Annotated in this window: 26 protein-coding genes and 1 pseudogene; 9 read left to right on the top strand and 18 right to left on the bottom strand. The window is 60.0% G+C overall.

The features are described from left to right. Position 1 precedes the first annotated feature (1 nt). The 7 genes from hscA to trmJ all read right to left on the bottom strand — a co-directional run bounded on the left by hscA (position 2) and on the right by trmJ (position 5,867). A complete protein-coding gene (gene hscA, locus PG898_RS02105; RefSeq protein ID WP_042650454.1) occupies positions 2 to 1,858 on the bottom strand; it encodes a Fe-S protein assembly chaperone HscA in 1,857 nt (618 codons plus the stop codon). A 28-nt stretch (positions 1,859 to 1,886) separates the two neighbouring features. Further along, positions 1,887 to 2,405, bottom strand: coding sequence for a co-chaperone HscB (hscB, locus tag PG898_RS02100; RefSeq protein ID WP_270823427.1), 519 nt, complete (start codon positions 2,403 to 2,405; stop codon positions 1,887 to 1,889). An 86-nt stretch (positions 2,406 to 2,491) separates the two neighbouring features. Then, positions 2,492 to 2,815 carry an iron-sulfur cluster assembly protein IscA gene (gene iscA / locus PG898_RS02095; RefSeq protein ID WP_005324290.1) on the bottom strand — a complete coding sequence of 108 codons (324 nt, stop codon included), beginning with the start codon at positions 2,813 to 2,815 and terminating at the stop codon, positions 2,492 to 2,494. Between the two features lie 15 nt (positions 2,816 to 2,830). Then, positions 2,831 to 3,214, bottom strand: a complete 384-nt coding sequence (gene iscU, locus PG898_RS02090) for a Fe-S cluster assembly scaffold IscU (RefSeq protein WP_005299770.1) — start codon at positions 3,212 to 3,214, stop codon at positions 2,831 to 2,833. 54 nt (positions 3,215 to 3,268) lie between these two features. Continuing rightward, the gene (locus tag PG898_RS02085; RefSeq protein ID WP_041205949.1) at positions 3,269 to 4,483 is read right to left on the bottom strand and encodes an IscS subfamily cysteine desulfurase; all 1,215 of its coding nucleotides are present in this window, start codon (positions 4,481 to 4,483) and stop codon (positions 3,269 to 3,271) included. Positions 4,484 to 4,535: 52 nt separating this feature from the next. Further along, positions 4,536 to 5,039, bottom strand: a complete 504-nt coding sequence (gene iscR / locus PG898_RS02080) for a Fe-S cluster assembly transcriptional regulator IscR (protein WP_025327241.1) — start codon at positions 5,037 to 5,039, stop codon at positions 4,536 to 4,538. A 93-nt stretch (positions 5,040 to 5,132) separates the two neighbouring features. Further along, positions 5,133 to 5,867 (bottom strand): tRNA (cytosine(32)/uridine(32)-2'-O)-methyltransferase TrmJ, encoded by a 735-nt coding sequence (trmJ, locus tag PG898_RS02075; RefSeq protein WP_042650452.1) that lies wholly within the window; start codon positions 5,865 to 5,867, stop codon positions 5,133 to 5,135. Positions 5,868 to 6,051: 184 nt separating this feature from the next. On the opposite strand from trmJ, the gene PG898_RS02070 reads away from it, so the two are divergent. Further along, positions 6,052 to 6,468: a hypothetical protein gene (locus tag PG898_RS02070; RefSeq protein WP_042650451.1), complete on the top strand. Its 417-nt coding sequence runs from the start codon at positions 6,052 to 6,054 to the stop codon at positions 6,466 to 6,468. Here PG898_RS02070 and ubiT read toward each other — a convergent pair. Further along, positions 6,433 to 6,948: a ubiquinone anaerobic biosynthesis accessory factor UbiT gene (gene ubiT, locus PG898_RS02065; protein ID WP_041206966.1), complete on the bottom strand. Its 516-nt coding sequence runs from the start codon at positions 6,946 to 6,948 to the stop codon at positions 6,433 to 6,435. The genes PG898_RS02070 and ubiT overlap by 36 nt on opposite strands. Positions 6,949 to 7,138: 190 nt before the next feature. Here ubiT and ubiU point away from each other — a divergent pair, with 190 nt between their 5' ends. Together ubiU and PG898_RS02055 are read left to right on the top strand one after the other, a co-directional pair. Further along, on the top strand, positions 7,139 to 8,134 hold the full coding sequence (gene ubiU / locus PG898_RS02060; protein ID WP_270823426.1) for a ubiquinone anaerobic biosynthesis protein UbiU: 996 nt from the start codon (positions 7,139 to 7,141) through the stop codon (positions 8,132 to 8,134). A 12-nt stretch (positions 8,135 to 8,146) separates the two neighbouring features. After that, the gene (locus tag PG898_RS02055; RefSeq protein ID WP_270823425.1) at positions 8,147 to 9,019 is read left to right on the top strand and encodes a U32 family peptidase; all 873 of its coding nucleotides are present in this window, start codon (positions 8,147 to 8,149) and stop codon (positions 9,017 to 9,019) included. Between the two features lie 76 nt (positions 9,020 to 9,095). Here the strand turns inward: PG898_RS02055 and nlpI are convergent, their stop codons facing one another. The 7 genes from nlpI to queA all read right to left on the bottom strand — a co-directional run bounded on the left by nlpI (position 9,096) and on the right by queA (position 16,130). Next, a complete protein-coding gene (gene nlpI, locus PG898_RS02050) occupies positions 9,096 to 10,028 on the bottom strand; it encodes a lipoprotein NlpI (protein WP_284069885.1) in 933 nt (310 codons plus the stop codon). A 90-nt stretch (positions 10,029 to 10,118) separates the two neighbouring features. Continuing rightward, entirely contained in the window at positions 10,119 to 10,487 is a 369-nt protein-coding gene (locus tag PG898_RS02045; RefSeq protein ID WP_042650447.1) for a rhodanese-like domain-containing protein, read from the bottom strand. A 106-nt stretch (positions 10,488 to 10,593) separates the two neighbouring features. Next, positions 10,594 to 11,541 carry a protein translocase subunit SecF gene (gene secF, locus PG898_RS02040; RefSeq protein WP_182310057.1) on the bottom strand — a complete coding sequence of 316 codons (948 nt, stop codon included), beginning with the start codon at positions 11,539 to 11,541 and terminating at the stop codon, positions 10,594 to 10,596. A 9-nt stretch (positions 11,542 to 11,550) separates the two neighbouring features. Further along, complete coding sequence (secD, locus tag PG898_RS02035) at positions 11,551 to 13,404, bottom strand: protein translocase subunit SecD (RefSeq protein ID WP_042650445.1); 1,854 nt, start codon at positions 13,402 to 13,404, stop codon at positions 11,551 to 11,553. An 18-nt stretch (positions 13,405 to 13,422) separates the two neighbouring features. Beyond that, positions 13,423 to 13,758, bottom strand: coding sequence for a preprotein translocase subunit YajC (yajC, locus tag PG898_RS02030; protein ID WP_041205953.1), 336 nt, complete (start codon positions 13,756 to 13,758; stop codon positions 13,423 to 13,425). A gap of 50 nt (positions 13,759 to 13,808) precedes the next feature. Continuing rightward, positions 13,809 to 14,945: a tRNA guanosine(34) transglycosylase Tgt gene (gene tgt, locus PG898_RS02025; protein WP_005324320.1), complete on the bottom strand. Its 1,137-nt coding sequence runs from the start codon at positions 14,943 to 14,945 to the stop codon at positions 13,809 to 13,811. A 117-nt stretch (positions 14,946 to 15,062) separates the two neighbouring features. Then, complete coding sequence (queA, locus tag PG898_RS02020) at positions 15,063 to 16,130, bottom strand: tRNA preQ1(34) S-adenosylmethionine ribosyltransferase-isomerase QueA (RefSeq protein WP_270823423.1); 1,068 nt, start codon at positions 16,128 to 16,130, stop codon at positions 15,063 to 15,065. A gap of 275 nt (positions 16,131 to 16,405) precedes the next feature. Between queA and PG898_RS02015 the strand changes: the two genes are divergently transcribed. The 3 genes from PG898_RS02015 (at position 16,406) to ahpF (ending at position 19,789) form a co-directional block, all read left to right on the top strand. Then, positions 16,406 to 16,852, top strand: a complete 447-nt coding sequence (locus tag PG898_RS02015; RefSeq protein WP_042650441.1) for a CBS domain-containing protein — start codon at positions 16,406 to 16,408, stop codon at positions 16,850 to 16,852. 642 nt (positions 16,853 to 17,494) lie between these two features. Continuing rightward, entirely contained in the window at positions 17,495 to 18,061 is a 567-nt protein-coding gene (ahpC, locus tag PG898_RS02010; RefSeq protein WP_005324327.1) for an alkyl hydroperoxide reductase subunit C, read from the top strand. Positions 18,062 to 18,202: 141 nt separating this feature from the next. Further along, positions 18,203 to 19,789: an alkyl hydroperoxide reductase subunit F gene (gene ahpF / locus PG898_RS02005; protein WP_270823420.1), complete on the top strand. Its 1,587-nt coding sequence runs from the start codon at positions 18,203 to 18,205 to the stop codon at positions 19,787 to 19,789. Positions 19,790 to 19,862: 73 nt separating this feature from the next. Here the strand turns inward: ahpF and PG898_RS02000 are convergent, their stop codons facing one another. Then, positions 19,863 to 21,164 (bottom strand): MFS transporter, encoded by a 1,302-nt coding sequence (locus PG898_RS02000; RefSeq protein ID WP_270823419.1) that lies wholly within the window; start codon positions 21,162 to 21,164, stop codon positions 19,863 to 19,865. Positions 21,165 to 21,280: 116 nt separating this feature from the next. Here PG898_RS02000 and PG898_RS01995 point away from each other — a divergent pair, with 116 nt between their 5' ends. Then, positions 21,281 to 21,526 carry a hypothetical protein gene (locus PG898_RS01995; protein WP_005324333.1) on the top strand — a complete coding sequence of 82 codons (246 nt, stop codon included), beginning with the start codon at positions 21,281 to 21,283 and terminating at the stop codon, positions 21,524 to 21,526. Positions 21,527 to 21,647: 121 nt separating this feature from the next. Here PG898_RS01995 and PG898_RS01990 read toward each other — a convergent pair whose 3' ends face one another. Next, a complete protein-coding gene (locus tag PG898_RS01990) occupies positions 21,648 to 22,403 on the bottom strand; it encodes a class I SAM-dependent methyltransferase (protein WP_270823418.1) in 756 nt (251 codons plus the stop codon). Between the two features lie 218 nt (positions 22,404 to 22,621). Here PG898_RS01990 and PG898_RS01985 point away from each other — a divergent pair, with 218 nt between their 5' ends. Beyond that, the gene (locus PG898_RS01985) at positions 22,622 to 23,107 is read left to right on the top strand and encodes a VOC family protein (protein ID WP_270823417.1); all 486 of its coding nucleotides are present in this window, start codon (positions 22,622 to 22,624) and stop codon (positions 23,105 to 23,107) included. Positions 23,108 to 23,252: 145 nt separating this feature from the next. On the opposite strand, the gene PG898_RS01980 is transcribed toward PG898_RS01985, so the two are convergent. After that, a complete protein-coding gene (locus tag PG898_RS01980) occupies positions 23,253 to 24,290 on the bottom strand; it encodes a hypothetical protein (RefSeq protein WP_270823568.1) in 1,038 nt (345 codons plus the stop codon). Between PG898_RS01980 and PG898_RS01975 the strand changes: the two are divergent. Next, positions 24,289 to 24,500 (top strand): annotated as a pseudogene (locus tag PG898_RS01975) (IS5/IS1182 family transposase); the annotation flags it as partial. The gene PG898_RS01980 and the pseudogene PG898_RS01975 sit on opposite strands and share 2 nt — an antisense overlap.

Here is a 24,500-nt window from a genome sequence, read left to right as displayed (position 1 = left end):
ATTACACCTTGTTGACGTTTTGGCCGGTCAGCACCTTGCGAATGGACGCATCCATGCGACGGGCCGCAAACTCGCCACTGACGGCATCCGCCGCCTCGATGGCATCTTTGATTTGATTGGTTGTGCCTGTGGCACGCATGGCCAGCAGATGAGTGATCGCGGCGTCGATCTCGGCACGTTCGGCAGCATTGAGCAGCGCTTCGCCATCGGCGGCCAGCGCCGCATTGAGGCTCTCCACCACCCGATCGGCTTCCACCTGCTGCTCCGCCAGCATGCGGGCATCCATGTCCTGCTGGGCATTGGCGATGGAGGCGCTCAGCATGCTGAGGATGTCCTCTTCCGCCAAGCCATAGGAGGGCTTGACCTGGATCTCAGCCTGCACGCCGGAGGATTTCTCCATGGCGCTGACCGACAGCAGTCCGTCCGCATCCACCTGGAAGGTGACGCGAATGTGGGCGGCACCGGCCGCCATGGGCGGAATACCGGTCAGGGTGAAGCGGGCCAGGGAGCGGCAATCCGCCACCAGCTCGCGTTCTCCCTGCACCACGTGGATGGCCATGGCAGTCTGGCCATCCTTGAAGGTGGTGAACTCCTGGGCACGGGCCACCGGTATGGTGGTGTTGCGCGGGATCACCTTCTCAGCAAGCCCCCCCATGGTCTCAAGACCCAGAGAGAGCGGGATCACGTCCAGCAGCAGCATCTCGGCATCGGGCTTGTTGCCCACCAGGATGTCGGCTTGGATGGCGGCGCCGATGGCCACCACCTTGTCCGGATCTATGCTGGTGAGCGGCGTACGCTGGAAGAACGCCCCCACCAGCTCGCGCACCAGCGGCACCCGGGTGGAGCCCCCCACCATCACCACTTCCAGCACTTCCATCTGCTCGAGCCCCGCATCGCGCAGGGCGCGGCGGCAGGCCAGCAGGGTGCGCTTGACCAGCGGCAGGATGAGCTCGTCGAACTGGCTGCGGCTCACCTCCCCCTGCCAGCCGGCAAAGGAGCAGGCAACGCGGTCGGCATCCGTCAGGCCGTGCTTGACCGCCGCCGCCACGTCCAGCAACTCGCGCTGGGTGCGGGCATCGAGCTGGCCACTCAAACCGGCCTGCGCCTTGATCCAGTCCGCCAGCAGGTGATCGAAGTCATCGCCCCCCAGCGCCGAGTCGCCGCCGGTGGCCATCACCTCGAACACCCCGCGATGCAGACGCAGGATGGAGATGTCGAAAGTGCCGCCACCGAGGTCATAGACGGCAATCACCCCTTCCTGACCGGAGTCGAGGCCGTAGGCGATGGCGGCGGCGGTGGGCTCGTTGAGCAGGCGCAGCACGTGCAGACCGGCCAGACGGGCCGCATCCTTGGTGCCCTGGCGCTGGGCGTCATCAAAATAGGCGGGCACTGTGATGACCACACCGTCGAGGTCGCCCCCCAGGGAGGCGGCGCCGCGCTCGGCCAGTTTTTTCAGGATCTCCGCCGAGACCTGCACCGGATTGACCAGCCCCTGGCGGGTCTGGATCTGGGGCATGCCGTTGTCGGCGGCCACGAACTCGTAAGGCTGCTGACGGGTATCCATGTCGGCCAGCGCCTTGCCCATCATCCGTTTGACCGAGACGATGGTGTTGTGGGGATCGAGGGCGGCTTCGCGCTTGGCGTCAAAGCCCACCCTGATGGCGGCGTCCTGGCCAGCTTGATAGTGCACCACAGAGGGCAGCAGATCGCGCCCCTGCTCGTCACACAGGGTGTCGGCCTGGCCGCTGCGTACGGCGGCAACCAGGGAGTTGGTGGTGCCGAGATCGATGCCTACGGCACGTTTGTGCTGATGAGGCGCGGCGCTCTGGCCGGGCTCGGCGATTTGCAGTAATGCCATGGGTAATCACAATTCCAGCGTTAGAGGGTCAAGACTCGAACAGCGAGTCTTCGAATCGTTCCAGCTCCTCGAGGAGCTTGTCGACAAACTTGAGTTTGCGCACGCAATCGGCCGCCGCCAGATCTTCACCCGCGGTGAGGGTATCGGTCAGCCGTTGCATCAGAGACTGGTGATCATGCCTGATCTCGCGACGAAAATCTTCGATGGCCCCCTCAGGATCCGCTTCTCCTTTCAACTCGGCCAGGCGCTCGCGCCACTCCAGCTGTTGCATCAGGAAAGAGGTGTCTTGCAGGGTCTGTTGCTCGCCTCGAATGTCGGTACCGCGCAGGGAGAGCAGGTATTCTGCTCGGCGCAGGGGGGACTTGAGGGTAGTGAAGGCATCGTTGATCTGGGCGGCACGCTGCACCGCGGCCAACTGCTCCCACTCGGGGGCGGTGGCAAAACGATCGGGGTGAAACCGGGTTTGCAACTGGCGGTAGGTGTCTGCCAGCTGGCGGGTATCGAGCTCGAAGCCCTCTGCCAGCCCGAACAGCTCGAAATGATTCATTCTGTGTCCTCAGACTCGAAGGCTAGTGCCTTGCTCACCATCCATCTTGAACGGCAAAGCCGGCAGCAGGCTGCCGGCTTCATCGATTAGACGCTGAAGCTCTCGCCACAACCGCACTCGCCCTTGGCGTTCGGGTTGTTGAACTGGAAGCCCTCGTTGAGGCCCTCCTTGACGAAGTCCAGCTCGGTGCCATCCAGATGGATCAGGCTCTTGGCATCGACGATGATCTTGACACCGTTCTGCTCGAACACCTGATCCTCAGCGGCCAGCTCATCCACAAACTCGAGCACATAGGCAAGGCCAGAACAGCCGGTGGTCTTAACGCCGAGGCGCAGGCCTATGCCCTTGCCCCGGTTGGTTATGAAAGAGGAAACCCGTGCCGCTGCGGCGTCTGTCATGGTAATGGCCATACTGCTCTCCGGACCTTAGAGACCTTTCTTCTGCTTGTAATCGGCGATGGCGGCCTTGATGGCATCCTCCGCCAGAATGGAGCAGTGGATCTTCACCGGTGGCAGGGCCAGCTCTTCGGCGATGTCGGTGTTCTTGATGCCGGCGGCTTCGTCCAGGGTCTTGCCCTTGACCCACTCGGTCACCAGTGAGCTGGAGGCGATGGCGGAGCCACAGCCGTAGGTCTTGAACTTGGCGTCTTCAATGATGCCGTCGTCGCTGATCTTCAGTTGCAGCTTCATCACGTCGCCACAGGCCGGGGCGCCGACCATGCCGGTCGCGATGCTGGGGTCGTTCTTGTCAAAACCACCGACGTTGCGGGGATTCTCGTAGTGGTCGATTACTTTTTCACTATAAGCCATATCTAACTCCTGCTAATTCCGTTGTTCACCAAACACTTGCCACGCTGGCAAGGATCAGTGATGTGCCCATTCGACCGTGTTCAGATCGACGCCGTCCTTGAACATCTCCCACAGGGGGGACATCTCGCGCAGACGACCGATGGAGTCGCAGATGAGCTTGATTGCGTAGTCGATCTCTTCCTCTGTGGTGAAGCGACCGATGCTGAAGCGGATGGAGCTGTGTGCCAACTCGTCGTTCAGGCCCAGGGCGCGCAGCACGTAGGAAGGCTCCAGGCTGGCCGAAGTACAGGCCGAACCGGAAGAGACAGCCAGATCCTTCAGCGCCATGATGAGGGATTCCCCTTCCACATAGGCGAAGCTGACGTTCAGGTTACCCGGGACGCGCTGGTCCAGATCGCCGTTGATATAGACTTCTTCGATGTTCTTGATGCCATTCCACAGACGCTGACGCAGGGCCATGATGTGCTGGCTCTCGCTCGCCATCTCTTCCTTGGCGATGCGGAAAGCCTCACCCATGCCAACGATCTGGTGGGTCGCCAGGGTGCCGGAACGCATGCCGCGCTCATGACCGCCACCGTGCATCTGGGCTTCCAAGCGTACGCGGGGCTTGCGGCGCACGTACAGGGCACCGATCCCCTTGGGGCCGTATACCTTGTGGGCGGACATGGAGAGCAGATCCACTTTCAACGCTTCCACGTCCACCGGGATCTTGCCCACGCTCTGGACCGCGTCCACGTGCAGCAGGATCTTGCGGGAGCGGCACAGCTCGCCGATGGCGGCGATATCCTGCACCACACCGATCTCGTTGTTCACATGCATGATGCTGACCAGGATGGTGTCATCGCGCAGGGCACCTTCGATCTGCTCCAGGGTGAACAGGCCGTTTGGCATCGGTTCGAGGTAGGTCACCTCATAGCCTTCACGCTCCAGCTGGCGGCAAGTGTCAAGCACCGCCTTGTGTTCAGTCTTGGAGGTGATGATGTGCTTGCCCTTGCCAGCATAGAAGTGGGCTATGCCCTTGATGGCCAGGTTGTTGGATTCGGTCGCGCCGGAGGTGAAGACGATCTCGCGAGGATCTGCACCAATCAGCTCTGCCACTTGATTACGGGCCAGGTCCACCGCCTCTTCGGCCTGCCAGCCGAAACGGTGAGAGCGGGAGGCAGGATTGCCAAACAGGCCGTCCATGGTGAGGCACTGCATCATTTTTTCTGCGACACGCGGGTCCACCGGACAGGTTGCCGAATAATCAAGGTAAATAGGCAGTTTCATGTTTTTCTCCGTTACGACGCGGCCACACAGCGACTCGTCGTGGAAAGCACGTTTATAGTTGGACTTTCAAGCTCACATCACCGCGTTCGGCCCGGTCAACCAGGGACAACACGGTCTTCATTTGTTCATCTTGCTTGCCGGCGATGCGGCGCACATCGGCCTGACCGACCAGCTCCGCCAGGGTGATGTCCCCCAGGAAACTGGAAATGCGCTCACTCAAGTCACGCCACAGGGAGTGGGTCAGACACTGGGTACCACCGTGGCAGCCACCCTTGCCGAGGCACTTGGTCGCATCGACCGATTCATCGACCGCGGTGATCACCTGACCTACCGAGATCTCGCCAGGGGCCAGGCCGAGGCGATAACCGCCGCCCGGGCCGCGCACGCTGCTCACCAGCCCATGCTTGCGCAGACGGGCAAACAGTTGTTCCAGATAGGACAAGGAGATGCCCTGGCGCTCTGAAATATCAGCAAGAGGAACGGGCCCCTGCTCTGCATGCAACGCCACGTCGAGCATAGCTGTCACTGCGTAACGTCCTTTTGAGGTCAGTCTCATATGCCTTACCGTCTTGCGAACAAATCAATATGGGCACATGGTCACATACCCGACTAAAACAGTCAAGTATATGGTTGAGTAAATCAGTCGGGATTAATCCTGCGGCCGGGCTTTCTGCACCGAGGTGAGAATGCCTCGCAGGATATTCAATTCAACCACTTCCGGCCGGGCGCGGTTGAACAGACGGCGCAGCTTGCTCATGACATGACCGGGGTGATCATCGGCAATGAAGCCTGTCTTCTGCAGGGTCTGCTCCAGATGCAGATAGAAGCCTTCCAACTGCTGGGCACTAGGATAATCCACCCGCTCCGCATCCGATTCCACCGTGGCAGTTCCCTGAGTCTCCAGCCAGCGCATCCGCACCTCGTAGCAGAGGGTCTGCACCGCCATGGCCAGATTGAGGGAGCTGTATTCGGGGTTGGCCGGGATGGCCACGTGGTAGTGGCACTTTTGCAGCTCATCGTTGGTGAGGCCGGTGCGTTCACGACCAAACACCAGAGCGACCGGATGCGTCACCCCCTCCGTCACCAGCTTCTCACCCGCTTCGCGGGGATCCAGCATGGGCCAGCTCAGGGTCCGAGAGCGGGCACTGGTGCCGATGACCAAGCCACAATCGGCGATGGCCTCATCGAGCGTCGGCACGATGCGGGCGTTGACCAGTACATCGCTGGCTCCCGCCGCCAGGGCGATGGCATCGTCATCGGGCAAGGCTTGCGGATCAACCAACACCAGCTGAGTCAGCCCCATGGTCTTCATGGCTCTCGCCGCAGAGCCCATGTTGCCGGTGTGAGAGGTGTTTACCAAAACGATACGAATCTGATCCAACATGCCCAGTCAATCTTCAGTCAAAAATGGCGCGTAATAGTAACATAACGAATCGCTATTTTGGCATCGCTTCTGACCCTGCATTTCAGAACAAAAATCACCGCTTGTATAACCAACCGGCCTGAAGGCGGGAAAAGGGAGAGCTAACCTTAGAGGGTCAAGCTGCATTACCCGGAGCACTCCTCTCATGCTTCCCCCCTGGATCTATGAACAATTGCCGTTGCTTTACCTGCTGCTCTCCGCCGTGTTGTGGTTCTTTGCCCACTCACCGCTGTTCTGGCTCGCGGCGATCCTGCTGTTTGTGGTGGGTGCTCTCCTCTGGATGATGCGCTCCAACTACAGGCGCACCGATCTGGTCATCTATCCCGCCAAACGCTGGCTGCAACCGGAGTGGTACTATGAGGCCCTGCCTTTCCTGTGGCTGGCGCTCGGGCTGGTGCTGCTGCGCCTGCCTGACACCACGGCCCTGCTCGCCCTGCTCCCCTGTCTCTGGGCTGGTCGCTGCCTATGGACCAGGCGGCGTCATCGCCATCATACCCCGGGGCTGGCGATGCAGCTGAGACGCGGCTCAGGCCATCGACGCGGGCAGCGGATCCTGCGCTGATCGGACCCGCTCTATCAGGGTTGCCAGGTCCATCAGGGGATATTTCATCAGCCCGGGCAGCCCATCGAGATCCAGGCTGTCCATCAGGTTCTTCACCTCGAGGCCCAACTCGGTATCCCCTTCTATCTTCAGCCTGCGCTGGAAGAAGAGGGAGTCCGGATCCTCCTTGCGACCGGCAATCAGGATGAGATCCTGGCTGCTGCCGCTGAAGCAGACATCGGCTCGCTCGCAGTCACGGGCCACCACCAGTTTTCCCTCTCGCTCGCTGACAAACCAGCATAGTTCGAGGTCCGACACCTCAACTTTCAGCCACTTGCCGGCCAGGAAGGCGAAATCCCCGTCCTGGATGGCCTCCTTGAACGCCTGTGCCAACAAAGCCTCCATCAGGTTTTGCTGCAGGGTGAAGGGCACCAGCTTGAGCGGGCGGCGCAAGAGACGAGGAGCCTGTTCGACCAGGCGGCGTTGCAGTTGTTGAAACACGATAAACTCCCAGTTTTTTGCGCATTCAAACACAGTGCAATTATCAGGATCCTGTTGAAAATCAAACTTGTGCCTACTTACCTCTAGAAGGGTAAAGCCACACAAAGCTGCCTCAGGTCAAAAAGCGGGGGGTCAAGCCTGCATACAATCGGGCCACTTTTTGCATTTTTGCCCTCTCGGAGCGTACCCGATGGAATTACTCTGCCCGGCAGGTAGCCTGCCGGCACTGAAGACAGCCGTGGATAACGGGGCCGATGCGGTCTATATCGGCTTCAAGGATGACACCAACGCCCGCCACTTCGCCGGACTCAACTTCACGGACAGCAAACTGGAAAAGGCGGTGGATTATGTGCATCAACATGGTCGAAAGCTGCACATCGCCATCAACACCTTCGCCCACCCGGGCTCGGATGCCAGATGGAAGCAGGCGGTGGACAGAGGGGTGGCGCTCGGTGCCGATGCCCTGATCATCGCCGATCTCGCCGTGCTGGATTACGCCAGCCGCCATCATCCCGACATGGAGCTCCATGTCTCGGTGCAGGCGAGCGCCACCAACGCCGCCGCCATCCGCTTCTACCAGCAGCACTTCAACGTCGGTCGGGTGGTGCTGCCACGGGTACTCTCCATGCACCAGGTCAGGCAGCTGGCTCGCGAGACCGACGTCGGCCTCGAGGTGTTCGCTTTTGGCAGCCTCTGCATCATGGCGGAGGGGCGCTGCTATCTCTCCTCCTACATGACCGGCGAGAGCCCCAATACCGTGGGCGCCTGCTCCCCCGCCAAGTTCGTACGCTGGGAAGAGACCCCCCGCGGTCTCGAATCCCGTCTCAACGAGGTGCTGATCGATCGCTACGGCCCAGGGGAAAACGCCGGTTACCCAACCCTGTGCAAGGGACGTTTCGAGGTGGATGGCCAGACCTATCACGCCCTGGAGGAGCCCACCAGTCTCAACACGCTTGGCCTCTTGCCCGAGCTGTTCCAGACCGGGATCCAGTCGGTCAAGATCGAGGGCCGCCAGCGCAGCCCCGCCTATGTCGAGCAGGTGACCCGGGTCTGGCGCGCCGCCATCGATGCTTATCAAGCCAACCCTGACGCCTACAGCGTCAAGAGCGAGTGGGATGCCCAGCTTGCCCGCGTCTCCGAGGGAAGCCAGACCACCCTCGGCGCCTATCACCGCCAGTGGCAATAAGGAGCACTGTTCATGAAATTCTCTCTCGGGCCCCTGCTCTTCTACTGGCCCAAGGCCGACACCCGGGCCTTCTATGAGGCGGCGGCGCAGAGCCAGGCAGACATCATCTATCTGGGTGAGACGGTGTGCAGCAAACGCCGGGAACTGAAAGTAGATGACTGGATTACCCTGGCCCGCCAGGTGGCAAGCACGGGTAAACAGACCGTGCTCTCCACTCTGGCGCTGATCTCGGCGCCGTCCGAGCTCAAGGAGGTGAAACGGCTGGTGGACAACGGCGATCTCATGGTCGAGGCCAACGATCTCGGCACCGTCCAGCTCGCCTGTGAGGCGGGCCTGCCCTTCGTGTGTGGCCCGGCCATCAATGCCTACAACGCAGACGTGCTGCGCATGCTGCTCAAACAGGGGATGCAGCGCTGGGTGATGCCGGTGGAGCTCTCCCGAGACTGGCTGGTGCAACTCAATGAGGATCTTGGCCCGCTCCGCCAGCAGTTCGAGGTGGAGGTGTTCGCCTACGGCCACCTGCCGCTCGCCTACTCGGCGCGCTGCTTCACCGCCCGCTCCCTCGACAAGCCCAAGGACAACTGCGAGCTCGCCTGCATCCACTACCCGACCGGACGGCTGGCCAACAGCCGTGAGGGGCAGAAAGTGTTCAATCTCAACGGCATCCAGACCCAGTCCGGCTACTGCTACAACCTCGGCAACGAGCTCGAAGGCATGGCGGGACTGGTGGATGTAGTGCGCCTCTCTCCCGAAGGGATGGAGACACTCGACATGCTGGCGCGTTTCAAGGCCAACCAGCAGGGTCAGGCTCCCCTCCCCCTGCAGCAGGAACGGGACTGCAACGGTTACTGGCGACAGATCCCCGGCATGAGCCTGGTGGAGTGATCACGCAGGGACGACTGCAGCAGACAGCAAAAAGGCCTCATCAAGAGGCCTTTTTCACTGAGGGCTGACACCCTTTTCACGCTTTGCTGCTTTTGCCCTGAGCACCCGGCGGCAAGGGTTTGCGCGCCATCAGCTCCAGCTCGAGCAGGGCATAGCGATGCTCGATGAAGTCATAGACGTTGTTGGCCAGCGCCAGCTTGAAGTAGCTGATGGCTTCCTTGCGGTTGCCCTTGGCCAGCTCGAACTTGCCGAGGTAGAAGTAGGTTTCGCACAGGCGCTCGGCGAGCTCCCGGTTGTCCTTCACCCCTTTCACCACGTTGCCCATCAGCTGGGTGGCGTTGATCTCGCCGGTATAGAGGCGGACCAGATCCCAGTTCCAGGCGTCGTCGTCGTACTTGTTGAGGCGTTCGCGCATCCGGCTCATGGCCGCCGGCCCGTTGAGCTTCTGCTCGGCCAGATAGAGCCAGATCACCCGGTAGGGATCTTCCGGCTGCGCCTCGTAGAAACGCTTCATGTCGGCGGTGGCAAGCTCTGGTCTATTGCCGTAATAGAGCGCGATGCCACGGTTGAGATAGGCGTAATCGTAATCCGGGGCGAGCTCGAGTGCCGAGTCGAACGCCTCATAGGCCTCGTCATAGTTCTGTTGCTGAACCAGATAGACACCGATGAAGTTGTAAGCCTCGGCAAAGTCGGGCTTCTCCCGCAGGGCACGGTTGAAGTCGAGCCGAGCAAGGGAACGCAAGCCAACCCGGTCAAACACCACGGCACGCTCATAGAACAGCTCCGCCCGCTGTTCGGTCGTCAATTCCATTTCACTGAGCATCTGCCCGAGTCGCGCCAACGCCAACTCGCTCTGGTAGGAGACCTGCAAGGGGGTCGCCAATACCAATGAAGCGGGTTGCGGCTTGGGAACTTGAGGCGCTGTAACCTGACTGCTACTGCTGCATCCCCACATGGGGAGCAACAACAGAATACCGGTGAGGTATCCAATCCCTTTCCTGACGTTCAATGAACACTCCGACGCTTACGCTTGACCCCGCATATGGTAAAGGTCAACCGGCCTTTTGTCATGTGGCGCAACCCCTATCCCTCAAATAAATCAGGATTCGACAGGGTATCCGGCATCACTCCAACCACGAAAGCCTCCATCGACGCTGACCACCCGGGAATACCCCATCTTTTGCAGGTTGTCCGCCGCCAGGATGGAGCGAAAACCCCCACCACAATAGAGGTAGAGCTCGGTGTCGGGATCGGGAAAACGGGTCTCTATGTCCCGCTCCATCACACCGCGGCCCAAGTGTTCCGCCCCCGGCAGGTGCCCTTTCGCCCACTCGTTATCTTCCCGCACGTCGATCAGGTGAAAAGCACGGCCTTCTTCCTGCCAGCGCCTGATCTGGTGCACATCGGTTTCCCGTATCTGCGGGCGAATGGCCTCTACCAGGGCCAGAAAACGGGGATTGTGTTGCATGGCTTGCTCCTTGCGTACTTGTAATGGGTCATGAGGATGGCTGTTGGGGAGCATAATGACTCAGCCGCACCCCAAGAGAAAGGGCGCCCTGTGGCGCCCTTGTCTGTTACGGCAAGATCTCTTGCTGATCCGCACCTTCTTTTTCCACCTGGGTCGGCAGCATGTGCTCCCGCTTGACCCCGAAGAACATGGCAGAGGCACTCGCCACATAGATGGAGGAGTAGGTCCCGAAGGCCACCCCTATCACCATGGCGATGGCAAAACCGTGGATCAGCGGGCCGCCCTTGAGCAGCAGCGCCACCACCACCACGAAGGTCAACCCCGAGGTGATGATGGTCCGGCTCAGGGTCTCGGTCATGGAGAGATCCATGATCTCGGCGGTATCACCCCGGCGCACCTTGCGGAAGTTCTCCCGCACCCGGTCGAACACGACGATCGTATCGTTCAGGGAGTAACCCACCAGCGTCATCAACGCCGCCAGCACGGTCAGGTCGAACTCGTACTGGAAATAGGCGAAGATGCCGAGGGTGATGATCACGTCGTGCGCCAGAGAGAGGATACCCCCCATCGCCAGACGCCACTCGAAGCGCACCGCCACATAGGCCAGGATACAGAGGATGGAGGCCAGCATGGCCAGGGCACCGTCTGTCGCCAGCTCGTCACCGACCGAAGGACCGACGAACTCGACCCGCTTGAGCACGGCGCTCTCGTCGATCAGCTTGGCGGCCGCCAGCACCTCGTTGCCCTGCTGCTCGACCTTGACCCCCTCTTTCGGAGCCATGCGCACCAGCACGTCGCGGCTGGAGCCGAAGAATTGCAGGGTCGCCCCTTCAATCTTCTGCTCGTCCAGCGCCTCATGCATCTTGTCCAGGCTCACCGATTGCTGGAAGCCCACCTCGATGGTGGTCCCCCCGGTGAAGTCCAGACCCCAGTTCAAACCGCGATCGAACAGACAGAACAGGGCGAGCATCGTCAGCAAGGCAGAGAACACCATTCCCGACTTGGCGAAGCGCATGAAGGGGATGGGCTTTTCAAAATGTAGAATCTGAAACATGTCTCTTCCTTAGATCGGCAGCTTGTCGATGCGCCGTCCGCCCCAGGCCAGGTTGATGATGGCGCGGGATACCGTGATGGCCGTAAACATGGAGGCGGTCAGACCGATGCCCAGCGTCAGGGCGAAGCCCTTGATGGCGCCGGTGCCGATGCCAAACAGGATCACACAGGTGATGAGCGAGGTGACGTTCGAGTCGGCGATGGTCGAGAAGGCGCGGTCAAAGCCCATGTGGATGGCTTGCTGCACGCCGCGGCCGTTACGGATCTCTTCACGAATACGTTCGTAGATCAGCACGTTCGCATCCACTGCCATGCCCAGCGTCAGCACGATACCGGCGATACCCGGCAGGGTCATGGTGGCCCCCGGTATCATCGACATGATGCCGACGATCAGCACCAGGTTCATGGAGAGAGCCAGGTTGGCCACCCAACCGAACGCACGGTAGTAGATCCCCATGAACAGCACGATCACCAGCATGGCCCAGCCGATGGCTTCCATCCCGCTGTCGATGTTCTGCTGACCCAGGCTCGGGCCTATGGTGCGCTCTTCGACGATCTGGATCGGGGCTATCAGGGCACCGGCACGCAGCAGCAGCGCCAGGTTGTGGGCTTCGTTGGCGTTGTCGATACCTGTGATGCGGAACTGGCTGCCAAGGCGCGACTGGATGGTGGCGACGTTGATCACCTCCTCCTGCTTGCGGAACTTGCGCTTGCCGTCCGGACCGGGTTGACCGACCGGCTTGTACTCGATGAAGACGGTGGCCATGCCCTTACCAACGTTGTCCTTGGTAAAGTTGGCCATCTTGTTGCCACCCTGGCCATCGAGCTTGATGTTGACCTGGGGACGGCTGTATTCGTCGAAACCGGACTGGGCACCCACGATGTGGTCACCGGTCAGGATCACGCGCTTTTGCAGCACCACGGGACGACCGTTGCGATCGTTGTAGACCTTGGAGCTCGGCGGCACCCGGCCTGCGGCCGCGGCCTGGATGTCGGCGGCCTCATCGACCATGTGGAACTCCAGGGTCGCGGTAGCCCCCAGGATCTCCTTGGCACGGGCGGTGTCCTGGATACCGGGCAGCTCCACCACGATGCGCTCGGCACCCTGCTGTTGTACCAGCGGTTCGGCCACACCCAGTTCGTTCACCCGGTTACGGATGATGGTGATGTTCTGCTCGAGGGCGTACTTCTTCACTTCCTTGATCTTGGCTTCACTCAGGCCAGCCAGCAGGATGAAGTCATCCCCTTTCTGCTCTGTGGTGAAGGTGAGATCTGGATTCTGCCGACGCAGGAAGGCGGCGGCCTTGGCCTGATCGGCCTCCTCGCGGAACACCACCTGCACCTGATCACCCACCCGGCGCACACCGGAGTAACGGATCTTCTGGGTGCGCAGCTCGGAGCGGAAATCCTGCACCATCTGCTCTTGCTGCTTGGTCAGCGCCTCGGCCATGTCCACTTCCATCAGGAAGTGCACGCCACCTCGCAGGTCCAGACCCAGCTTGAGGGGAGCGGCGCCGATGGCTTCGAGCCAGGCAGGCGTGGAAGGTGCCAGGTTGAGGGCAGTGATGAAGTTGTCGCCCAGCTTGTTGGCGACAACGTCACGAGCCTTGAGCTGGTCTTCGGTATTGGTGAACCGGATCAGAATGAAACCGTGTTCGAACGCAGCATGTTTGACCGGGATCTGAGCCGCTTCGAGCGTCTCCTTCACCTGATCGAGCGTCTCTAGTTTGACTTCGGCACCACGGCTGGCAGAGACCTGCAAGGCCGGGTCTTCGCCGTAAAGATTGGGGGCTGCATATAGAAAACCGATGGCGATCACGACGATCACCATCAGGTATTTCCACAGCGGATAGCGATTTAACACGCTGTGCTCCTCGGGAGATTAAAGGGACTGAATAGAACCCTTGGGCAGAACGGCAGAGACGAAATCACGCTTGATGGTGACTTGAGTCTGATCGTTCAGGGCCAGCACGATGTAGTCGCTATCGGCGGACACCTTGGCAATCTTGCCAACCAGGCCACCGGAGGTGAGCACTTCGTCACCCTTGGCCAGGGAGCTCATCAGATCGCGATGAGTCTTGGCGCGCTTGGCCTGGGGACGGTAGATCATGAAATAGAAGATGAGGCCAAACACGGCCAGCATGATGATCATTTCCATGCCACCACCCTGTGCACCCGGAGCTGCGCCTTCTGCATACGCCTTGGAGATAATGCTCATTTAACAACCTCTTATTGATGTAGATTTGAAAACTAACTTATATGTCGTTGTTATTTCACGTCATTTTCAGTTAACGGAGGCACGGGCTTCCCTTGCCGACGGTAAAACTCAGTTACAAAGTCGTCTAATTTACCCTGCTCGATCGCGTCCCGCAAACCCTGCATCACACGCTGGTAATAACGCAGGTTATGAATGGTATTCAGACGGGCACCGAGGATCTCGTTGCACTTGTCCAGATGGTACAGATAGCTGCGGGTGTAGTTCTTGCAGGTGTAGCAATCGCAGTCGGCATCCAGGGTGCTGGTGTCTTCGCGATACTTGGCGTTGCGGATCTTGACCACCCCGTCGGTGGTGAACAGATGGCCGTTGCGGGCGTTGCGGGTCGGCATCACGCAATCGAACATGTCGATGCCGCGGCGCACCCCTTCCACCAGATCTTCCGGCTTGCCCACCCCCATCAGGTAGCGCGGCTTGTCGGCCGGGATCTTCGGGCAGACGTGATCCAGGATGCGATGCATGTCTTCCTTGGGCTCGCCCACCGCCAGACCGCCGACCGCATAGCCGTCAAAGCCTATTTCCAGCAGACCGTCCAGCGACACATCCCGCAGCGGCTCGTAGACGGAGCCCTGAATGATGCCGAACAGGGCGTTCTTGTTGCCCAGTGCATCAAACTTCTCGCGGGAGCGCTTGGCCCAGCGCAGGGACATCTCCATGGACTTGCGCGCCTCTTCGTAGGTCGCGGGGTACGGCGTGCACTCGTCGAAGATCATCACGATGTCGGAGCCCAGATCGTACTGGATCTCCATGGATTTCTCGGGGTCGAGGAAGATCTTCTCGCCGTTGATGGGATGGCGGAAGTGCACACCGGCCTCGGTGATCTTGCGAATGTGACCGAGGCTGAACACCTGGAAACCACCGGAGTCGGTCAGGATGGGACCCTGCCAGTTCATGAAGTCATGCAGATCCCCGTGGGCGCGCATCACCGCCTGGCCCGGCCGCAGCCAGAGGTGGAAGGTGTTGCCAAGCAGGATCTGGGCGCCGGTCTCGCGCACCTCTTCCGGGGTCATCCCCTTGACGGTGCCGTAGGTACCGACCGGCATGAAGGCCGGGGTCTGGACCACACCGCGCTCGAATACCAGCTGACCGCGACGGGCGCGACCATCTGTGGTTTTCAGTTCAAATTTCATTGCTACCTCGATTCAGTCAGAGAAACAGTCTGACAACGGAGGGCCCCATGGGCCCGATACAAGAAACCGGCCAGGATCCTGACAAGGCCTCCCTGAACGGCTTCTGAAGGCCGAGGCTTATGCCTCAACCTGGCGACGGGTGACGAACATGGCGTCCCCGTAGCTGAAGAAACGGTACTGCTCCGCCACGGCTGCCTGGTAAGCCGCCATCACGTTGTCGTAACCCGCGAAGGCGCTGACCAGCATGATCAGGGTGGATTCAGGCAGGTGGAAGTTGGTGACCATGGCATCGACCACCTGGAACTCGTAGCCGGGGAAGATGAAGATGTCGGTGTCGCTGAAGAAGGGCGCCAGCGGCTTGTCCTGGGCCAGGGTCACCTTGGCCGCGCTCTCGAGGGATCGCACCGAAGTGGTGCCCACGGCAACCACGCGACCGCCGCGGGCACGGGTCGCGGCGATGGCGTCCACCACCTCCTGCGGCACTTCGGCATATTCCGAATGCATGTGGTGATCTTCAATCTTCTCCACCCGCACCGGCTGGAAGGTGCCCGCCCCCACGTGCAGAGTGACGAAGGCCGTTTCAACCCCTTTGGCACGAATTTTCTCGAGCAGCGGCTCGTCGAAGTGCAGACCCGCGGTCGGCGCAGCCACGGCGCCCGGCTTCTGGTTGTAGACGGTCTGGTAGCGCTCCTTGTCGGCGTCCTCGTCGGGACGGTCGATATAGGGGGGCAGCGGCATGTGGCCTATGGCTTCCAGGATCTCAAGCACAGGGCGTGGGTCCAGGAAGTGGATCTCGAACAGGGCATCGTGGCGGGCGCGCATCTCTGCCTCCACCGTCTCCCCATCGGGGCCGCCATCGAGGATAAGGCGGGTGCCGGGCTTGGGAGACTTGGAAGAGCGGACATGGGCCAGCACGCTGTGCTCGTCCAGGATGCGCTCCACCAGCACCTCCAGCTTGCCGCCGCTGGCCTTCTGGCCAAACATGCGCGCCGGAATGACCCGGGTGTTGTTGAACACCAGCAGGTCGCCCGGGTTGAGCTGGTCCAGCACATCCACAAATTGACCGTGGCGCAGGGCGCCGCTTTGACCATCGAGCTGCAACAGGCGGCTGGCGGTGCGCTCTGCCATCGGATAGCGGGCAATCAGCTCGTCTGGCAGATCAAAATGAAAATCGGATACTTGCATCTTTCACCTCGGGGGAATCGGCGGCTAGTCTAGTTATCCCCCTCTTCCAAGGCAACCCAAAAGACCAAAAACCCAAGGCCGGCAAGGGATAGAGCTCTTTTTGCGAGCCTGGGGGCCCCTTGGCGCACCGACACGGACACTTGGGCGTCAATTTGTACCCCGCCGTACCAACAACCCCTGGGTTAATGATTCTTTAATGATCTGTATTGACCCTGATCAGGTTCCACCGCCAGGAGCTGAGCTAGGGTGAGATCAGAAACACAAGGAGGCCCACCATGATGACCCTGACTGAAATCATGACCGAACACCCCTTCACCCTGGGGCCGCAGAACAGCGTCAAGCAGGCGATGGAGCTGATGCAGCAGGAGCAGATCCGCCACATCCCCATCGTCGACGAGCACCTGCATCTGCTGGGGCTGGTCACCCTCTCCGACATCCTGGCAACCCGCGACTCCAAGCTGCTGCTCATCAATCCGGAGCGGGAGGCGGAATTCACCGACAGCGTCCAGCTCGACGAGATCATGACCCGCCAGGTGGCGAGCGTGGATCCCCACGCCGGCATCAAGGAAGCGGCCCTCTACCTGCAGCGCCACAAATATGGCTGCCTGCCGGTGGTGCGGGGACGCAAGCTGGTGGGCATCGTCACGGAGTCGGACTTCATCACTGTCGCCATCAATCTGCTGGAACTGATGGAGGAGCAGGAGCCGCCCTCCGATTTTTGATCACAAAAAACTGTAATTAAATTACAATAAAAGCGTTTTCAGCCTGATTAATCGGCTAAATAGCTGAAACACTTTCAGTTTGATTGAAAACTTACACCACAAACTTGCTTTGTGATCTTCATCACACTATGATGCCGTCCATGCAATGGTTGCCGAAGAGGAGATGAGGATTGTGCACCCGATGTCTTCTCTTCATATGTCTGCAAGTTTGCACACCCCGTAGTTAGTCTTTGCTGTAAAGCATTTTTATATCGCCATTCCTTGTTTGATGACCCGGCCCTGTCTGTGCGACGGCGCCGGGATTTTTTTGCCCGTCTCTCACGCCCTCCCCCTCTGCCCGACGCACCTTCAACACTCCTCTCATCACCTCCGGCATAAAACAAGTTCCCATCCGGGACTTGAAAATGTGACATGGCGGACAGAAATTGAACTTCGACAATGAGTTATCTCTGAAGGCCTGAGATATTCATGTTAGGTACAGTTGCGATGGGCTATCTAATAAATAGATTTAAGTGATTCAAAATTGTGGCTTTGACCGATTAGCGAAAAGCCCTATGATGCCTCCATCGAAAGTTAAGCGCCTCGCCTGGCCAAGCACTTCACGACCAGACGGGCATATGTACATCACCAAGGAGCAAATACATGTCTACCTATATCAACACTGAAATCAAGCCGTTCAACGCTACCGCCTACCACAATGGCAAATTCGTTCAGGTGTCTGACGCTGACCTGAAAGGCAAGTGGTCCGTGGTGTTCTTCTACCCGGCTGACTTCACCTTCGTTTGCCCGACCGAGCTGGGCGACCTGGCTGACAACTACGCTGCCTTCAAGAAGCTGGGCGTCGAGATCTACGCCGTTTCTACCGACACCCACTTCACTCACAAGGCCTGGCACGACACTTCTGACACCATCAAGAAGATCCAGTACCCGATGATAGGCGACCCGACCGGCACCATCACCCGCAACTTCGGCGTGATGATCGAAGAGGCTGGCCTGGCTGACCGCGGTACCTTCGTCATCGACCCGCAAGGTGTCATCCAGATCGTTGAAATCAACGCCGGTGGCATCGGCCGTGACGCTCTGGAGCTGCTGCGCAAGGTCAAAGCTGCCCAGTACGTTGCCGCTCACCCGGGTGAAGTGTGCCCGGCCAAATGGCAAGAAGGCGATGCCACCCTGGCCCCGTCCCTGGATCTGGTAGGCAAAATCTAAGCCTCCTGCTCTCCAAGACCGGCCCACTCAAGGGCCGGTCTGCTTTCTGGCCCAGCGCTTCCTGTATTCACTGTTTTTTGCATCCAGTGCTTTCTGTATTCATTAATAGTGCCGACCGCCATAACAAGAAGGAATTCGACCATGTTAGATACCAACCTCAAACAACAACTCAACGGTTACTTGCAGTACATCGTCAATCCCATCGAGATCAGCGTGTCCGGCAATGACAGCGACAAATCCGCAGAGCTCCTGGCATTGGCCAACGAGATAGCCGAGATGTCCCCCAAGATTTCCATGACCGATGGCACTGCCGCCCGCAAGCCTTCCATGAGCGTGGCGCCACAAGGCCAGACACCGCGCGTGCATTTTGCCGGCATCCCCATGGGTCATGAATTTACCTCCCTGGTGCTCGCCCTGCTGCAAAGCGGCGGCCACCCCTCCAAGGCCGATCCGGCCGTTCTGGAGCAAGTCAGGAACCTCAAGGGTGAGTTCCACTTCGAGACCTATATCTCCCTCTCCTGCCACAACTGCCCGGACGTGGTACAGGCCCTGAACCTGATGGCCACCCTGAACCCCGGCATCACCCACACCATGATCGACGGTGCCCTGTTCCAGGACGAGGTGAACGAGCGCCAGATCATGGCGGTCCCGAACGTCTACCTGAACGGCCAGCCATTCAGCCAGGGCCGTACCTCGCTCGAAGAGATCGTCGCCAAACTCGATACCGGCGCGGCAGAGCGCAAGGCGCAAGAGCTGAGCGAAAAGGCCCCCTACGACGTGCTGGTAGTGGGCGGTGGCCCGGCTGGCGCCGCAGCGGCCATCTATGCAGCTCGTAAAGGCATTCGCACCGCCATCGTCGCCGAGCGCTTCGGTGGTCAGGTGATGGATACCGTCGGCATCGAGAACTTCATCTCCGTGCCCTACACCGAAGGCCCCAAGCTGGCCGCCAGCCTGGAGCAGCACGTCAAACAGTACGGCGTGGAAGTGATCACCGAGCAGCGTGCCGCCGCCATCAGCAAGGATGGCTATGTGAACGTGGATCTGGCCTCCGGTGCCACCTTGAAGAGCCGCGCCGTGATCCTGGCGACCGGTGCCCGCTGGCGCGACCTGAACGTGCCGGGCGAGCTCGAGTACCGCACCAAGGGCGTGGCCTACTGCCCGCACTGTGACGGCCCCTTCTTCAAGGGCAAGCGGGTCGCGGTGATCGGGGGCGGCAACTCCGGTATCGAGGCAGCCATCGACCTGGCTGGCATCGTCGAGCACGTCACCGTGGTGGAGTTTGCCGATACCCTGCGCGCCGACGAAGTGCTGCAGAAGAAGGCTCGATCCATGGGCAACATCGACATCATCATGAGCGCCCGCACCACCGAAGTGATCGGTGACGGCAGCAAGGTGGTGGGCATGGACTACGAGGATCGCACCACGGGCGAGATCAAGCACCTGGCGGTGGCCGGCATCTTCGTGCAGATAGGTCTGGTACCGAACACCGAGTTCCTCAAGGGGAGCGAGGTCGCCCTGACCCGCTTCGGCGAGATCGAGATCGACACCAAGGGCGCCACCTCCCTGCCCGGCGTTTACGCCGCAGGGGATGCCACCACTGTGCCGTTCAAGCAGATCATCATCTCCATGGGCGCTGGCGCCACCGCCGCCCTGGGGGCCTTCGATTACCTCATCCGCAATGCGGCGCCGGAAGCCGCTGCCGCCAAGGCCGATACCGTGACCGCCTGACAGGCTCATCGCCAGTAAAAAGCCGACTCCCTGGAGTCGGCTTTTTTATGCGCGTCTTCGGGCAGACCTGCCCTCAGCGAACCTGCGGCTCCTCCATCCCCTCCACATCCTCAACCTCGGGCGCGGCATAACTCGCAGGCACCGCCTCCCCTTCCAGATCCGTTCTCGGCTCCAGCTCGGCCGTCATCGGGGTATTGGGCGGCACCGGCATGAACACCTGGTGCTCGGCCAGGGGAATGGGCGCCCGCTGCCGCCTGCGCCAGCCCAGATAACCCGCCAGCAGGGCACCGCACAGGGCGAAGTAGATAAACAGCCCCTCTGGCCCGAACTGCACCATGACGAAGGGCGCCAACAGTGGCCCCGTCATGGCCCCCAGGCTGTAGGCGAGCAGCAGCCCCTGATTGGCCCCCAACACCTGGTCCGGGCGCAGCTCGTCACAGGCGTGGCTGAGGCTCAGGGGGTAGATGGAGAACGCCATTCCCCCCAACAGGAACACCAGGGCACCCGCGATCGGTTCGCGCCACGCCTCGGGCAGCAGCACCATCAGCAGGGCGAACAGAGTCAGCGCCCCGCACAGCAGCAGGATCACCAGCCGCCTGTCATAACGATCTGACATCCGGCCGATGGGGTATTGCAGGCACATGCCCCCCAGGATCACCAGCGCCATCATGTCAGCCACCCGCGAGAGCGAGGCGCCGCTGTCGGTAAAGTAAAGCGGCAGCAGGCCGTAGATGGCCCCGAGGATGAGGCCCGAGGTGAAGCTGCTGCCCATGCCCGCCGGGGTGAGCCGGACAAGCTCCAGCACCCCGACCGGCTGGGGTGCCACCATGGCTGGAGTGGGCACCCGGGAGAGGGCGAGCGGCACCACCGACAGGGTGGCGGCCATGGCGCACAGGGCAAAGGGGGTCAACACCATGGGATCCACCCACTTGAGCAACAACTGGCCCATGGCCAGGGATCCATAGAGCAGGATCATGTAGAGGGACATCAGCCGCCCCCGGTTGGCCGGGGTGCTTGAGACCAGCATCCAGGACTCCAGCACCACGAACAGGCCGCCGGTGGCAAAGCCTCCCAGCAGCCGCAGCGCCGCCCAAGCGATAGGGTCCACCACCATGCCGTGCAGCAGGAACAGGAAGCAGAGCAGGGAGGCGTAGGCCGCATAGGCCCGGATATGGCCCACCCGGATGATGAGGCGAGCATTGACAAAGGCCCCCAGCACCAGGCCGCCAAAATAGGCGGCCGACACCAGGCCGATGGCCTGCACCGACACCTGCTCGGCAAAGAGGCGCACCGTCAGCAGGGTGTTGAACATGCCGTGGCCCAGAATGAAGATCACCAGGCTGGTCAGGGGTGACAGCAATCTCGTGAGTGTCATGGCACCTCCTCGTGACGAAAGGGTCATGGTAGCCTTTGTTTCTTGCCCGGTTCAACCCAATGGCCCAGGCCCTCTCGGGCTATTCTTAACGGGATCCCATCAAGGAGGTCATAGAGATGAGACTCATGCTGTTGTTGGCAACCCTGCTCTTCGCCGGGAGCGCCATCGCCTTCCACTGCCCCATGGACATGAAGAAGATTGATGATGCCCTGGCAACGAACCCCGCCCTCAGCGCCGAGCAACTGGCCGAGGTAAAACAGTTGAGAGCAGAAGGAGAGACCCTGCACAAGGCAGGCAAACATCAGGAATCCGTCGATACCCTGGCCAAAGCCATGGCCATCCTGGGCATCGACATGGAGTAAGGTCATGGTACCCCCTCGCGACGGTCTGCTTCGCAGCACACCCAGACGAGGCATTCAGGAAATAACAAAGGCCCTCGCCGTAAACGACGAGGGCCTTGTCATGTCGGGAAGCCGGCCTCGGTCAGGCCGACACCCGACCACTGTAAACCAGGGTGCAATAGTTGAAGGAGATCCTGTCGTTGACCGCATGACGGCCAAATTCACGGCGGATCAGCGCCGTCATCTGCTCATGAGCCGGGGTGCCGACGGCGGGCGCATAGGAGGAGGAGTTGAGCCGCCCCAGCACGCCGTCCAGATCGAACAGCTGGCGGTTCTCGAAGCGATCGAGCCGATACTCCCCTTCGAAGAAGGCACGAAAATCGTGCTCGCCGAGGTTGCGATGATTGACCTCCTCGTAATCCCCCGAATAGGCGTGCAGCCCCTCCTCGTAAGCCTTGAGAAAATCGGTGTTCGTCAGCCGATCGTTCCAGATCAGGGCGACCCGGCCACCGGGTCTGAGCAGGCGCTGGCACTCCAGCCGAAAGGCCGCGCGATCGAACCAGTGAAACGCCTGGGCAACCGTGATCAGATCCACCGAGCCCGTCGGCAGGCCGGTGGCCTCCGCACTGCCGTGGGACCAGCCTATGTTGCCCATATCCGCCAGCAGCCGCCTGGCGGCGCCACGCATCTCATCGTTGGGCTCTACCGCCCAGACCCGCGCCACCCGGGGGGCGAGCAGGGTGGTCAGAATGCCGGTGCCTGCCCCTATGTCGGCCACCTGGGCCTCGGGCACCATGGCAAGCTCGTCAGCCAGAAAGTCCAGCATGGCCGCCGGATAACCGGGGCGGTACTTCACATAAGCCTCGACCCGGGTCGAGAATCGCTGGGTACTGTCCATCGCGCACACCTCTCTTGTCAGTGACGGGCACCATCTGCCCGCATCCCGTTTCTCTTCCTGCCGCGTTGCACGCCAGACCGGGCGGGCCGGATCCCTATGCCACTACACTTGACGACATCATGCAACTCTCCGGCTGGCAACAGAGGGCGCCAGGTAGCAACCAATGGGGCAAGAGAAAGGGAGGGGCACAGGATGACAGCAACCGGCAGGAGCGACAGATGATGACAACCGCAAAGAACAGGATCTGCCTCTGGTATGACGGGGATGCCGAGGAGGCGGCACGGTTTTACGCAAGCCTCTTCCCCGACTCTGCCGTCGACGCCGTACACCGCGCCCCGGCCGACTATCCCGCCGGCAAGGAAGGGGATGTGCTGACGGTCGAGTTCAGGGTGATGGGGATCCCCTGCCTCGGCCTCAACGGCGGGCCCGGGGTCAGCCACAACTGGGCCTTCTCGTTTCAAGTCGCAACGACGACCCAGGCCGAGACGGATCGCTACTGGCACGCCATCATCGAGAACGGCGGCCGGGCGAGCGAGTGCGGCTGGTGCCAGGACAGGTGGGGCATCTCCTGGCAGATCACCCCCCTCGCCCTCACCGAGGCGATCACCGATCCCGACCCCGAGGCTGCCAAGCGCGCCTTCGAGGCCATGATGCAGATGGGCAAGATTGATATTGCCGCCATCGAGGCGGCACGGCGTGGTTGAAGTGACCATAACCCTCGACATCTCGCTAATTGATCAAAAGCTAACACCGTGGGAGATTGTGCTGAAAAGACCCTACCAAAGGTACTGGTTGGAAGCTATTTCTCACTGCAGCCTGAGATAAATCCTGTTCGAAAGACTGGCAACTTTACGCAGGATTAACCCTTTTCTTCATCACCCCAGACCGAGACTGCTTTTCTGTCAGCAGCCTCGGTCTAAGATCCAGCACATGTATGGTCAATGAAACTGCACCTCCCATTTCCCGCTCTACACGTCTGGCTTCATCATCCAACAGCTCCTTGAGCTCTTCTAAGCCGATTCTTTCCCCGCTATCAGGATGATCCCAGTCCCGCACCTTGGACAAGGTGATAAGTAATGCACCGGATCGGCGAGTTTCAAGCGACAAGTATTTTTTTACCAATTGAGATTCGATCGTGTCACGCAGGTCTCGAGCCGAGCGATTATCACCAAGTTTCAACTCAATTACTGTCTCATATTCAGAAGCCGTCGAACGAAGGCGAATATCGGTCTCCTTTTCATCAGCGGTCACTGACTCTTGATCCACCTTATATATACCATTGGCTGCATGCTGTAACTCGCGCGCGATTTCGCGGCGCATAATTCGCTCTTGATCAATTTGCGCCCATGCCTCTTGTGGCGAAACATCACTTTTTAGCAGTTCATCAAGGTCGACCAAACGGTCACGTAGCAAAGCAAACATTGCTGAGTTTGTTGTGAGTGGTGCTTCACCTTTTTTGTCAAGCTCAACACATTCCTGCTCATTTAATAAGACTGAGTCAGCTTCCTGAGCTAATGCCTCTTGAGCCACCGCCAAAATACGATCCTTGATATGGCTGAAGAGTGGGTCGCTTGCCATTGCCAACTTTGCTTTCCATCCTTCCTCGCCTTTTGCATCGAACAGAGCGCTTACGACAGCATTACGGGCATGTTCAGCATCATCCCGTACATCTGGCGTAAAACTACCTTCATGTTCGGCATCATCTTCTGGCCTGACATGCTGATAAGCCAAACGTAAAAGCCGGAGCAATTGTTGTGACGTGAATGATTCATGTCTTAGACTTAATCCATCACGGCGCTCATTAAAAAGAGCACTAAGGAAGGTGCGAACAAGTCCCTGATATGAGATCATGTTTGTCATCTGGAGCCATGGAACAGGGTTCATCATGAGTCATCAGCTCACCTTCGCCGACAGTGAATTCAGCAGTAAGCGCCGTCAGACCAGAAAAGAGATTTTCTTGTCCCGCATGGAGCAGATTCTGCCATGGCAAAACATGGTGGAAGTCATCGAGCCGTTTTACCCCAAGGCTGGTAATGGCCGGCGACCTTATCCGCTGGAAACCATGCTACGCATTCACTGCATGCAGCATTGGTACAA

It is taken from the genome of Aeromonas sp. QDB31, from assembly GCF_027707605.1.
GTDB classification, from domain to species: domain Bacteria; phylum Pseudomonadota; class Gammaproteobacteria; order Enterobacterales; family Aeromonadaceae; genus Aeromonas; species Aeromonas media.
Note: the sequence above shows the minus strand (reverse complement) of the source record. Positions and strands in the feature narration are given on the sequence as shown.

Excerpts from the sequence above, each read along its gene's own strand:
- hscA (WP_042650454.1), bottom strand. The coding sequence starts at position 1,858 with ATGGCATTACTGCAAATCGCCGAGCCCGGCCAGAGCGCCGCGCCTCAT.
- hscB (WP_270823427.1), bottom strand. The coding sequence starts at position 2,405 with ATGAATCATTTCGAGCTGTTCGGGCTGGCAGAGGGCTTCGAGCTCGAT.
- iscA (WP_005324290.1), bottom strand. The coding sequence starts at position 2,815 with ATGGCCATTACCATGACAGACGCCGCAGCGGCACGGGTTTCCTCTTTC.
- iscU (WP_005299770.1), bottom strand. The coding sequence starts at position 3,214 with ATGGCTTATAGTGAAAAAGTAATCGACCACTACGAGAATCCCCGCAAC.
- PG898_RS02085 (WP_041205949.1), bottom strand. The coding sequence starts at position 4,483 with ATGAAACTGCCTATTTACCTTGATTATTCGGCAACCTGTCCGGTGGAC.
- iscR (WP_025327241.1), bottom strand. The coding sequence starts at position 5,039 with ATGAGACTGACCTCAAAAGGACGTTACGCAGTGACAGCTATGCTCGAC.
- trmJ (WP_042650452.1), bottom strand. The coding sequence starts at position 5,867 with ATGTTGGATCAGATTCGTATCGTTTTGGTAAACACCTCTCACACCGGC.
- PG898_RS02070 (WP_042650451.1), top strand. The coding sequence starts at position 6,052 with ATGCTTCCCCCCTGGATCTATGAACAATTGCCGTTGCTTTACCTGCTG.
- ubiU (WP_270823426.1), top strand. The coding sequence starts at position 7,139 with ATGGAATTACTCTGCCCGGCAGGTAGCCTGCCGGCACTGAAGACAGCC.
- PG898_RS02055 (WP_270823425.1), top strand. The coding sequence starts at position 8,147 with ATGAAATTCTCTCTCGGGCCCCTGCTCTTCTACTGGCCCAAGGCCGAC.
- PG898_RS02045 (WP_042650447.1), bottom strand. The coding sequence starts at position 10,487 with ATGCAACACAATCCCCGTTTTCTGGCCCTGGTAGAGGCCATTCGCCCG.
- secF (WP_182310057.1), bottom strand. The coding sequence starts at position 11,541 with ATGTTTCAGATTCTACATTTTGAAAAGCCCATCCCCTTCATGCGCTTC.
- yajC (WP_041205953.1), bottom strand. The coding sequence starts at position 13,758 with ATGAGCATTATCTCCAAGGCGTATGCAGAAGGCGCAGCTCCGGGTGCA.
- tgt (WP_005324320.1), bottom strand. The coding sequence starts at position 14,945 with ATGAAATTTGAACTGAAAACCACAGATGGTCGCGCCCGTCGCGGTCAG.
- queA (WP_270823423.1), bottom strand. The coding sequence starts at position 16,130 with ATGCAAGTATCCGATTTTCATTTTGATCTGCCAGACGAGCTGATTGCC.
- PG898_RS02015 (WP_042650441.1), top strand. The coding sequence starts at position 16,406 with ATGATGACCCTGACTGAAATCATGACCGAACACCCCTTCACCCTGGGG.
- ahpC (WP_005324327.1), top strand. The coding sequence starts at position 17,495 with ATGTCTACCTATATCAACACTGAAATCAAGCCGTTCAACGCTACCGCC.
- ahpF (WP_270823420.1), top strand. The coding sequence starts at position 18,203 with ATGTTAGATACCAACCTCAAACAACAACTCAACGGTTACTTGCAGTAC.
- PG898_RS02000 (WP_270823419.1), bottom strand. The coding sequence starts at position 21,164 with ATGACACTCACGAGATTGCTGTCACCCCTGACCAGCCTGGTGATCTTC.
- PG898_RS01995 (WP_005324333.1), top strand. The coding sequence starts at position 21,281 with ATGAGACTCATGCTGTTGTTGGCAACCCTGCTCTTCGCCGGGAGCGCC.
- PG898_RS01990 (WP_270823418.1), bottom strand. The coding sequence starts at position 22,403 with ATGGACAGTACCCAGCGATTCTCGACCCGGGTCGAGGCTTATGTGAAG.
- PG898_RS01985 (WP_270823417.1), top strand. The coding sequence starts at position 22,622 with ATGATGACAACCGCAAAGAACAGGATCTGCCTCTGGTATGACGGGGAT.
- PG898_RS01980 (WP_270823568.1), bottom strand. The coding sequence starts at position 24,290 with ATGATGAACCCTGTTCCATGGCTCCAGATGACAAACATGATCTCATAT.